Source organism: Mesorhizobium sp. Cs1321R2N1 (assembly GCF_037179725.1).
Lineage (GTDB): Bacteria > Pseudomonadota > Alphaproteobacteria > Rhizobiales > Rhizobiaceae > Mesorhizobium > Mesorhizobium salmacidum.
On record NZ_JAPYKP010000176.1, the window covers coordinates 1 to 10402 of the forward strand.

General features: G+C 59.8%; 10 protein-coding genes and 1 pseudogene. 5 read left to right on the forward strand and 6 right to left on the reverse strand.

From position 1 onward, the window contains the following. On the forward strand, positions 1-387 hold a 387-nt coding region (locus O7A61_RS28495; protein WP_337132607.1), incomplete at its 5' end, for a hypothetical protein. A gap of 673 nt (positions 388-1060) precedes the next feature. On the opposite strand, the gene O7A61_RS28500 is transcribed toward O7A61_RS28495, so the two are convergent. After that, positions 1061-1705, reverse strand: a complete 645-nt coding sequence (locus tag O7A61_RS28500) for a TetR/AcrR family transcriptional regulator (protein ID WP_337132608.1) — start codon at positions 1703-1705, stop codon at positions 1061-1063. A gap of 113 nt (positions 1706-1818) precedes the next feature. Here O7A61_RS28500 and O7A61_RS28505 point away from each other — a divergent pair, with 113 nt between their 5' ends. From O7A61_RS28505 to O7A61_RS28520, 4 genes and pseudogenes are all read left to right on the forward strand, one after another. Further along, positions 1819-2715, forward strand: a complete 897-nt coding sequence (locus O7A61_RS28505; RefSeq protein WP_337132609.1) for an NAD(P)/FAD-dependent oxidoreductase — start codon at positions 1819-1821, stop codon at positions 2713-2715. 83 nt (positions 2716-2798) lie between these two features. Continuing rightward, entirely contained in the window at positions 2799-3440 is a 642-nt protein-coding gene (locus O7A61_RS28510; protein ID WP_140761449.1) for a glutathione S-transferase family protein, read from the forward strand. Positions 3441-3498: 58 nt separating this feature from the next. After that, the gene (locus O7A61_RS28515; protein ID WP_337132610.1) at positions 3499-3972 is read left to right on the forward strand and encodes a methyltransferase family protein; all 474 of its coding nucleotides are present in this window, start codon (positions 3499-3501) and stop codon (positions 3970-3972) included. Between the two features lie 712 nt (positions 3973-4684). Next, positions 4685-4901: pseudogene (locus O7A61_RS28520) on the forward strand (Arm DNA-binding domain-containing protein); the annotation flags it as partial. 102 nt (positions 4902-5003) lie between these two features. Here O7A61_RS28520 and O7A61_RS28525 read toward each other — a convergent pair. The 5 genes from O7A61_RS28525 to O7A61_RS28545 all read right to left on the reverse strand — a co-directional run. After that, entirely contained in the window at positions 5004-5900 is an 897-nt protein-coding gene (locus tag O7A61_RS28525; protein WP_224615188.1) for a carbohydrate ABC transporter permease, read from the reverse strand. A gap of 1 nt (position 5901) precedes the next feature. Continuing rightward, positions 5902-6840 carry a carbohydrate ABC transporter permease gene (locus tag O7A61_RS28530; protein WP_337132611.1) on the reverse strand — a complete coding sequence of 313 codons (939 nt, stop codon included), beginning with the start codon at positions 6838-6840 and terminating at the stop codon, positions 5902-5904. Positions 6841-7043: 203 nt separating this feature from the next. Further along, positions 7044-8372 carry an ABC transporter substrate-binding protein gene (locus O7A61_RS28535; RefSeq protein ID WP_140506225.1) on the reverse strand — a complete coding sequence of 443 codons (1329 nt, stop codon included), beginning with the start codon at positions 8370-8372 and terminating at the stop codon, positions 7044-7046. A 42-nt stretch (positions 8373-8414) separates the two neighbouring features. Beyond that, entirely contained in the window at positions 8415-9470 is a 1056-nt protein-coding gene (locus O7A61_RS28540; RefSeq protein WP_337132612.1) for an ABC transporter ATP-binding protein, read from the reverse strand. 595 nt (positions 9471-10065) lie between these two features. Then, positions 10066-10402, reverse strand: a 337-nt coding sequence (locus O7A61_RS28545; protein ID WP_337132613.1) for an NAD(P)/FAD-dependent oxidoreductase, incomplete at its 5' end; no start/stop codon positions are given.

The window sequence follows — 10402 nt, forward strand, 5'->3', positions numbered from 1 at the left end:
GTCAGGCTCCTTGTTGAAGAAGCCCGTCATGCTCTGCCGCTGCCGGAGGACGCTCAATGCGAGCGCGACGCACGGCCCGTAACCGCTACCTCAACCGCAGGCGCCCTCCCGCGCAGCGGGTTCGTTCTGCGGCCTCAAACCAGCCGAGCTCATACCCGCGGCAACAGGCCTTATCGGCTCCTTTTGCGGGATGGCACATCCACAAAAGGGATCGCCCCGAGTGCGATGACGTACGGTCTTGGAGACAATCGAGCCGCACAGATGCATTCAGCGCACCGCAGCACATTTATGCAGCGATTTCAAAAGCGCTCCTTTTTAACGGTAAAATTGACGGTAAATTGCGAATTGCCGCACAAGATCTTATGTAAAATCAATAACAAAGGATGATCGTAAACAATGGAGTGGGTAGGGGAATCGGCGAAGATAGGCGGCTCTAGCGTAGTATTCCGCAGAAAATACAATGATTTTCGGGCAGGGCAGACTGCTAGCCAAGGCACATTATCAATAGAATCGCCAAGTCTATCAAACCAATGAAATCGTTAAGTTTATCGGAGCGCCTGGCGCGGCTCGCAGCTTGTAGCAAATCACTCTGACGGTACTTTTGACGGTGTTTTTCGTATCCGACATAGCATTCTAAAAAGTCCCGTCATTCGTTCTTAGAATTTGACGGTACTTTTCTGCGGATCAACGCTTTGAAATGTATACCGAAAATGTCTTGTAGCATGACATTTCTGCGCTGACGGTACTTTAGTTATCGACATACATAGTTTCAGCTCTGGGCTGCGGTACCGACGATGTTCCGGACACGATCGCATATCGTCGGATGGCACCGTCGTATCACCTATCGAATGTTGTCCCGACTGCTGCCGGATCTGCGATGGAGAGAAGCGTTGACCGTATCCAGGCGGGAGCTTGGACCGCGGTAAATGCGAGCGTCTTTTTATCGTTGGGAGAAAGATGAGGTGCCGCGATCTATGCAAGCTCGGCGGCGCGCGCCGGCCCAATATGACGAAGCGCCTTGACTACGGTCCCGGCCAAGTTGCCAGGAGCAATCAAATGCCTATCCGCCCGCGTGGTCGTTGCCACCGTGCGCGGCGATGAACATGGTGACGGCCGACCGGCAATAGGATTCGATTTCGTTGTCATCCTCTGCTTTCGCCTGATCGAAGCGTGCGATCATCAGGAGATCGGATCCTTTGAAAAGCGCGGCAAACAAGCGGGCGGATTGGAGAGGATCGGGCACGTTCAGCATCGCCTTCGCGTGCAACTGACGCAACAGGGCCTCGATCTGGGCGATGATATGGGCGGGGCGGGCTTCGTAATGGAGCTTGCTTAACGACTTCTGATTGGTCGTGTCGGCCATGATCATGGCTTCGACATTGCGGACGTCCGGCCTCAACAGCGTGCGAAGCAGGGATGATCCCACCGCCGTGAGCTGATCTTCGGCCGAACCGTCGACACCTTCAAAAAGGGCCTGTGCAAACCCATGGCAGCCGGCCGCCATGGCCGCGCTGAACAGCGCTTCCTTGTTCTCGAAGTGCCTGTAGATGCTGAGCTTGGATATCTTCGCCCGCTGGGCGACCTTGTCCAACGTCGTCGCCTGAAAACCCAATTCCACAAAGAGTTCGCTCGCGGCGTCGAGGATCGTTTGGCCAAGCGCCTCGTTGGTGGGCCGGCCGCGCCGGCGGTGGCTATTTTCGGTCACGATAATTCCAGTCCTTGACAGTATCCTAATTCTTGAATTACGATACCATGCAGTGTCCGAAATATGCAAGCCATTGGATGGGTTCAACCTGTCCTGCAACGGAGCCCATCACCATGGATGACGTCATCATCATCGGCGGCAGCTTTGCCGGTCTCGCCGGCGCCCTGCAGCTCGGCCGTGCCCGCCGCAAGGTCACCGTTCTCGATACCGGCCTGCCGCGCAACCGCTTCGCCGGCCACTCGCATGGTCTGCTCGGCCACGATCACAAGCCACCGTTGGCAATCCTGGCCGAGGCGCGGCAGCAGCTGGCCCGCTATCCCACGCTCAGGCTGGTCAATGCCCGGGCCGAAAGCATCTCCGGCGCCATCGACGATTTCTCAGTCCTCACTTCCGATGGCGAAACCCTTAGGGCGCGCCGCCTGATCCTGAGCTATGGCGTCATCGACCAGATGCCTGATGTTCCAGGCTTTGCCGAAGGCTGGGGCAAGTCCGTCGTGCCCTGCCCCTATTGCGACGGCTTTGAAGTCGCCGGCCAGCATTGGGGCCTCGTCTGGTCCGGCCGGCAGTCGCACAATCAGGTCAAGCTGTTCCACGATTGGACCGACAGGTTGACGGTCTTCGCCGATGGTCATGACATTCCGTCCGATATCCGGGCCGATCTGACGCGCCGCAACACGCCTGTCGTCGATGGCCGGGTCATCGAGATCGCCCATCACGAGGGCCATAACGCCACCGTCAAGCTCGATACCGGCCCAAATGTCGCGGTCGACATCCTGTTCGCGCATCCGCGCAACAAGCCGTCCGCAAACCTCCATGAATCACTAGGCCTCGCCACGGTCGATACGCCCCTCGGCATCATCCTCAAGGTCGACGAGCGCCGCGAAACCAGCATGCCCGGCATCTACGCCGCCGGCGACCTCGCCAACCCCCTTACGCCGCCATCGGTCACCCTGGCATCATCGCACGGCGCGATGGCAGGTATCTTCGCCCAGCAGTCGATGCTGGTTTGAGAGCAGAATTTGCGTTCTCCGGTCCCAATTAGCCAACCCGAGCGGCGGCGCTCCAATCTAAAGCAAGAAGGGAAGTGATCCTCATGAATACGACCAGTCCTGGGATGAGCGTCAAACTTTATGGCACGGCAGGTAGTCCCAACGTGCGGGGGGCGATGCTTGGCCTCGCCGAGAAAGGTGTGGAATACGAGTTCGTCAGCTTGATGCCGCCGGCATGGAAAACGCCGGAGCATCTTGCGCGGAATCCGTTCGGCAAGGTTCCGGTGCTTGAGCATGATGGCTTCGAAGTCTTCGAAACCCAGGCCATCTTGCGCTATCTGGACCAGACGTTTCCTGGTCCGGCGCTCCAGCCGACGAACGCGCGCGAAGGGGCGCGTATGAATCAGATCATCGGCATTATCGACTGCTACCTGGGCCCATCCTGGGGCGGCATTGGGTTCGAGCGAGTGGTCGCGCCAACCTTCCTCGGCCAGCCGACCAACATGGAACGGGTCAACGCGGCCGTGCCCATGGCACGTAGCTGCGCTGAGGCGCTTGAGCCTCTGATTGCGGCACCCTACCTCACCGGCGAAACCTTTAGTCTGGCCGACATCCGCCTCATGCCGCATTTCGACCGGCTGCGTATAACGCCAGAGGGCGAAGCGATCCTCGATGGCAAGAACAAGCTCGTCCAGTGGTTCGCCCATGTGAGCGGACGCCCGAGCGCCAAACAAGTCCTGCAGTAGTAATTCGAGGCGTTGATTCTGGGGCCGCCGTTTTGAAAGCACAGATTGGAGGATGAGCATGGCCGTCGAACCGGACAGCGCGGGTGTGCGCTTCCCTCCGCCCTTCGTCTATCTGGGAGCGCTGCTGTTGGGGCTGGCGGCGGAGCGGTTCATCCCTCTGCGCTCTTTCGGCATCGACTGGCGGTTGCTGGTCGCGACGGGCGCGCTGCTGTTCGTTGCCGGCGCGGCGATGATGCTTGCGGCGGCGGGGCTGTTCCGGCGGCTGGGCACCAACGTTCCGCCGTCGCTGCCAACGACCCTCATAGCAACGACCGGTCCCTATCGGTGGACCCGCAATCCCATGTATCTCGGCATGGCGCTTATCTATGCCGGCCTTGCGATCGGCTTCGACGGGCCGATCGCCTTCGCCTTGCTCCCGTTGGTGCTGATAGCGATCCAGACGCAGGTGATCGCCCGCGAGGAGCGCTATCTCGAAGCGAAGTTCGGCGACGATTACCGCCGCTACAAGGCCGAGGTTCGCCGCTGGCTCTGACTATTCCGCAGCTGCTGCCTGCGGGGCCTCCTCTCCCTGAGGGGCGTCTTTGGCCGGTCAGCCGTTTCGAAGAGGCAGTTGAGCAAAATGATTCCTAGGCTCAGGCCGGTCCGCAAACGGTCCCAAAAGACCCACAGGCTATTCAACCTCCCCCGGCCCAGTTGGTGGCGGTACTTTCTTCGTTCGCTGTGAAACCCACCTGAGTTGCCCAAAGTGGGCCGGAAAGGCGATCGACTTCTATAGATGCCGAAACCGCACAAAAACTTTCGTGCTATTTTTCCCTTTGAAATCAAAACTGTAACGTTTTGACGGCCCATGGGTCGGCCTTTTGCGCGGCAACGAATAAAAAACCTAGAGATGTCAACGGCTTAACTAGATTTAGAGCAATCGAGTGGGAGTGATTTTGGCCCATCCGAACCCCGCCGAATTAACGCAATGGCACGACGCAAGCTGTTGAAAACAAAAATAAACCCGTTCACCGACATTCGGTGACTATCGGTATGCAGAGCTTGGCTTTGGCGGCCTGCCTGACGGGCCTGCGGCATATTGCTCGGACGAATTTTTCAAAAGTACCGTCGCGGCCAATCAGGCTCGTGACGGTGCTTTTTTCGCTTCAAGGCACTGACGATAAAAGGGAATCGCCACCACGAGTCCGTGAAATTGCGCTGACGGCACTTTTTTCAGGAGGCAATTCGGATGCTGACCTCAAGGCGTTCGCGTCATGCCGAACGGCGCGATCTTGTTCCGCCTGGATTACAGGCCTCAACGACCGCCGGGAGACCATCTGTCCGGGAGGGTACGGACGCGACGGGATTCCACTCGCCCGGGCTCGGGAGAAGTGCATCCACGCGAGGCGCGCCATTGGCGAAGGACGATCACCAGCGATCGAGAAGCGTCGCCTGAAGGAAGCCAAGAGTTTTGGCGAATTCGTCTGCTAACGCCGTGTTCGGCCACCGGGTATCGTGTGGACTCAGTCGCGATGGCGGAACGCCGGAAATTGCCATTGCTGTCAGTTGCCCTATTGCGCTGGGCTACTCTTTGACCGCCCCTGTCATTGACGACACATAGTGCTCGACGAAGAAGGAATAAAGGATCACCACCGGCAGCGACCCGATCAGGGCGCCGGCCATTAGGGAACCCCATTCGTAGACGTCGGAGCGGACGAGCTCGGTCAGCACGCCCACCGGCACGGTCTTGTTTTCAGACGACTGAATGAAGGTCAGAGCGTAGATGAACTCGTTCCACGACAGCGTGAAGGCGAAGATACCGGCGGAGATCAGCCCCGGCACCGACAGCGGCAGCACGATCTTGGTCAGCACCTGCCAGCGGCTGGCGCCATCGATGAGCGCGCACTCCTCCAGTTCGAAGGGAATGGAACGAAAATAGCCCATCAGCAACCACGTGCAGAAAGGCACCAGGAAAGTCGGATAAGTCAGGATCAGGGCAAAAGGCGTGTCGTAGAGCCCGAGATTGAAGACCATGACCGACAGCGGAATGAACAGGATGGACGGCGGCACCAGGTAGGCGAGAAAGACGGCGAGCCCGACCTGGCGCGACCCGGAAAAGCGCAGCCGCTCGATCGCATAGGCAGCCAACACCGCGGCGATGAGCGAAAGCACGGTAGCGGCGACCGAGATGATCGTCGTGTTGAGCAGCCAGCCCGGATAGGAGGTCTCGAACAGCAGGTAACGGATGTTCTGCAACGTCGGGTGAACCACCCAGAACGGGCTCGATGTATCGTAGCTGGTCATCTCCGCATTGGGTTTGATGGCGGTGATCGTCATCCAGTAGAAGGGAAAGAGCAGCACGATGACGAAAATCGCCAACGGAAGGTAGACCGTCACCACGCGCCGCGGCATGCTTTGCAAATAGGTCATGCCACCGTCGTCGCCGCCGGCGGGGTTCGGTTTAGCGTTGATTAGAGCCATCTCAATCTCCGCCGCCTTGCTGCCATCTGCGCCGCTGCAGGCCGAAATAGCTGAACAGGATCGCGCCTAGCAGGAAGGGGATCATCGCTACCGCGATCGCCGCGCCTTCACCGAGTTGCCCGCCCGAAATGCCGCGTTGGAAAGAAAGCGTCGCCATGAGATGTGTGGCGTTCACCGGGCCGCCGCGCGTCAGCACATAGATGAGCTGGAAATCGGTGAAGGTGAACAGAACCGAAAAGGTCATGGTGATGGCGATGATCGGCGTCAGCAGCGGCAGGGTGACATAGCGAAACAGCTGCCAGCGACCGGCGCCGTCCAGCGTGGCGGCTTCGTAAAGCGATCGCGGGATCGTCTGCAGGCCGGCGAGCAGGGTTATGGCGACGAAGGGAATGCCGCGCCAGACGTTGGCGGCGATCACCGAAGCGCGGGCGTTCTGCGGATCGCCAAGGAAATTGATGTTGTGATCGATGAGGCCCATCTGCTTGAGAGCCCAGGAGATGATCGAGAACTGCGAATCGTAGATCCACCAGAAAGCGATCGCCGACAACACCGTCGGTACCACCCAGGGAAGAAGCACCACCGCGCGGAAAAAGGATTTGAACGGCAGGTTCTCGTTGAGCAGCAACGCCAGCCACAGGCCGAGGGCGAACTTCAGGATCGACGCGCTCACCGTGTAGAGAAGCGTGTTGAACACGGACAGCCAGAACACGCTGTCGTCCCAGAGATATTCATAGTTTTCCAGGCCGATGAAGACGCCTGGCCTGCCGATGCGGGCGTCGGTGAAGCCGAGCCAGACGCCGAGCCCCAGCGGATAGGTCAGGAAGACCAGCAGCAGCACCACTGTCGGCAGCATAAAGCCAAAGCTAAGCAGCCCGCGGCTTTCCGCAATGCGCGACAAGAAGGAGGGGCGGGGCGGGGCGGCGGCGGTTGTCACGGCCATGAAAAGGCTCCTCTGGTGGATATCGAGTGGCGCCGGAACCAGCAGTCCTTCCGCCTTCGTGGAGAAGACGCTGGCGCGCGGATCTCACGGCCCCGCACTCTCCTCATAGGGCGCCTGCATTTCGGCGGCACGTCTCGACCCACGCTGCGGCCGACCCGAAAAATACAAGCGTCTTCTTCCATGAACGGAAGAAGACGTGCGGACTACACCCGGTAATACCGGTTGGCGCGCTTCTCGGCCTCTTCCATTGCCTCCTGTGGCGTCGCCCGACCGGTCACCGCCTTGGCGAACATGTCGACCAGCACATAGTCGGCCATGGTGGCGGCCGAAGCGTAGCCGAGCGGCCCGGCGTAGCCGTTGTTGCGCAGCGTTGCGGACGCTTTGGCATAGGGCGCATAGTTCGGATCGGCCTTCCAGATCGGATTGTCGTCGTAGGCCTTCAAGGTTTGGCAGCAATAGCCGGAAGAGCCCTTGATCCATTCCGACATCTGCGGTTCCTCGAACATGAACTGCAGATAGGCCTTGGCCGCGTTCGGATAGGGCGTGTAGTTGAAGATCACCGCCGAGGTGACCTGGTAAAGCTCCACTGCCTTGCCGATCGGACCGATCGGCAAGCTAGCGGTGCGGATGTCCTTGGCCATTTCAGTCAGCTTAGGATCCTTGTCCTTGTTGATCCTGGCGGTTTCATAGGCCGAGATACCGTTGGCGATGACGGACAACTCGCCGGCCAGGAAGGCGCGGTTGTTGTTCACGTCGAGCCAGCTTTCCGTGCCGGGGATGAAGGTCTTGTAGAGCGCCTGAGCATATTCGATCGCCTTCATCGTCTCGGGACTGTTGATCACCACCTTGCTGTTCTCGTCGACCATCTTGCCACCATGGCTCCACAACAGCCAATGAGCGTAGTTGTTGCCGTCACCGACGCCATGCCCATGGGTGAAGCCGGCCGGATGGCCTTTAGCCTGCACGGCCTTGCACAATTCGAGGAAGCTGTCGGTGTCTTTCGGGAACTCGGAGAAACCGGCCTCCTTGACCCAGCTCTCGCGGTAGACGATGGCGTTGCCTATGGTGGCCAGCGGCAAGCCGATGAACTTGCCGTCCTTGGTGGCGTAGCTCTTCGGGCCCTCGTGCCAGCCGCCATATTTCTTGCCCAGATAATCTCCGAGATCGGTCACATCGAGGAGCTTGTCGGGATATTGGAAGGGATCGTCGAACCAGACGAACATCAGGTCGGGGCCCGAGCCGACATTGGCCGCGACCGCCGCCTTGGGACGAATGTCCTCCCAGCTCTCCTTGTCGACGCGCACCTCGACACCGGTGGCATCGGTGAATTTCTTCGTCAGCGCCAGCCAGGCGGTCTCATCGCCCTGGACAAACGGCGACCAGCGAAGGAGCCTGAGCTTGGCGCCTTTTTCGGGCGTGTATTTCGGCGCATCCTGGGCAAAGGCTGGCGTGCCAAGCAGGCGGTTGCCGATTGCTCCGGCAGCCGCCGCACCGGCGCTGGTTCGTATTACGTCGCGTCTGGTGAATCTCATTGCCATTTCCTCCTGTTTTGATTGGCTGAGACCTCGGCATGTTCAAAGCCGGCGGCCCGTATCCGCGTCAAAGAGATGGATCAGGCTCGGCTCGGCGGCAAGCTTGACGGTTTCGCCGGGCTGGAACGGGTGTCGCTCCCGGAAATTCGCGACGATCTCTTCACCGCCAGGCGCGCGGCCGATGATCTGCAACTCCGACCCGGTCGGTTCGACGACCGAAACGGTGATGGGGAAGCCGTGGTCGGAAAGGCGCAGATGCTCGGGCCGTATGCCAAGCACCACCGGACCGTTATTCAGGTTTTGCGGCGTACGCGGCAAATCTATGGCGACGCCGCCGCTGCCTTCGAAGCCGCCGGCGCCAATGCGGCCTGTCAGCATGTTCATTGCCGGGGAGCCGATGAACATCGCCACGAAAAGATTGTCCGGCCGGTCATAAAGATCGAGCGGTCGCCCGATCTGCTCCACATTGCCGTCATGCATGACGACGATCTTGTCGGCCATCGTCATCGCCTCGATCTGATCGTGAGTGACATAGACGGTCGTGGTCTTCAGGCGCTGATGCAGTTCCTTGATCTCTGCGCGCATCTGCACGCGCAGTTTGGCATCGAGATTGGAGAGCGGCTCGTCAAACAAAAAGACCTGTGGGTCGCGCACGATCGCCCGGCCCATGGCCACGCGCTGCCGCTGCCCGCCCGAAAGCTGCCGGGGATAGCGCGACAGCAACGGCGTGAGGTTGAGAATTTCCGCGGCACGCTCGACCTTGCCATCGCTCTCCTGTTTCGAGACACGCTTCAACATCAGGGAGAACGCCATGTTCTCGCGCACCGTCATATGTGGGTAAAGCGCGTAATTCTGGAACACCATGGCAATGTCGCGTTTCTTGGGGGCGACCGTGTTGACAATGCGCCCGCCAATGGCGATCTCGCCGCGCGTGATGCCTTCGAGGCCCGCGATCATGCGCAACAGCGTCGACTTCCCACAGCCCGACGGGCCGACCAGCGTTACGAACTCGCCGTCTTCTATATCGATCCCGACGCCATGGAGAATTTCGGCGGCGCCGAAGGATTTGTAGACATCGCGGATCGCAACGGATGCCATCGATTCCCTCCCGAGCGATGCGACGCCTGCGAGGGAGACGTCCACTCCATACATACGCAGCTTGCAGTCTTGCCACGTCCTCCATATGAATTGGTAGCGCTACCAGCAGCGCATGTAAAGCACGGCCGGAAGGCTGGCGGATTTCCGAATGGCACGCCTTGCCATCCCTTTCTGCGACCAATCGATATCATGGCTTCTCTCATCTCTCGCACGAGCACATCTTGCGAAACATGGACCAAGATTGTGATCTCGGAAGCCTTGAAGAAGACCATGCACCACGCGGACTGCTTTGTTCCGCGGCAGTACGGCACACCCCTATTCTTGACCCGCAGCAAGCGCCACCCGCAATGGTGATGAAATCCCACGAACCGGTCCTGCGCCAAGTGCCTGACAGAGCGATTCTGCGCCTTGCAAGCGCTCTCGCGCACTAAGCTGCGCGCGAGACCACGCGCATGCCAGGAAAATCCATCGTGAATCGAGCCGCGATCTACCCATGCCTCTCAACCGATCTGCAGAATGAACGGCCGATAGACGATCAACTCCCGTTGTGTCGAACGTACGCCGAACGTGAGGGTTTGGACGTTGTCGCAACCTTTCAGACGGCGCGGCCGAAGCGATCGACCCTGAAATCATCGAGCGGCGTTTCGCATCGGTCGGTCATAATGAGCTCGGCCATGGCATCGCCCACGCCCGGACCGAGCTGGAAGCCGTGTCCACTGAAGCCGAAGGCGTGGAACAGGCCTGGCGTCGTCGCCGAGCGTCCCATGACCGGCAGCATGTCCCTGACATAGCCCTCGCAGCCCGACCAGGTGCGGATGACGGTGGCCTGTGCGATTGCCGGCAGCAGCCGCGCGACGGCGCGCAACTGCGCCTGCAGGCGCATGGAGTCGGCGGCCGCATGGCCGGGATCGAGACCCACCAGCACCCTTTCG

Bases quoted from the DNA above. Each gene is read 5' to 3' on its own strand.
- O7A61_RS28510 (WP_140761449.1), top strand. From the start codon at position 2,799: ATGAATACGACCAGTCCTGGGATGAGCGTCAAACTTTATGGCACGGCA.
- O7A61_RS28515 (WP_337132610.1), top strand. From the start codon at position 3,499: ATGGCCGTCGAACCGGACAGCGCGGGTGTGCGCTTCCCTCCGCCCTTC.
- O7A61_RS28530 (WP_337132611.1), bottom strand. From the start codon at position 6,840: ATGGCCGTGACAACCGCCGCCGCCCCGCCCCGCCCCTCCTTCTTGTCG.
- O7A61_RS28535 (WP_140506225.1), bottom strand. From the start codon at position 8,372: ATGAGATTCACCAGACGCGACGTAATACGAACCAGCGCCGGTGCGGCG.
- O7A61_RS28540 (WP_337132612.1), bottom strand. From the start codon at position 9,470: ATGGCATCCGTTGCGATCCGCGATGTCTACAAATCCTTCGGCGCCGCC.
- O7A61_RS28505 (WP_337132609.1), top strand. From the start codon at position 1,819: ATGGATGACGTCATCATCATCGGCGGCAGCTTTGCCGGTCTCGCCGGC.
- O7A61_RS28525 (WP_224615188.1), bottom strand. From the start codon at position 5,900: ATGGCTCTAATCAACGCTAAACCGAACCCCGCCGGCGGCGACGACGGT.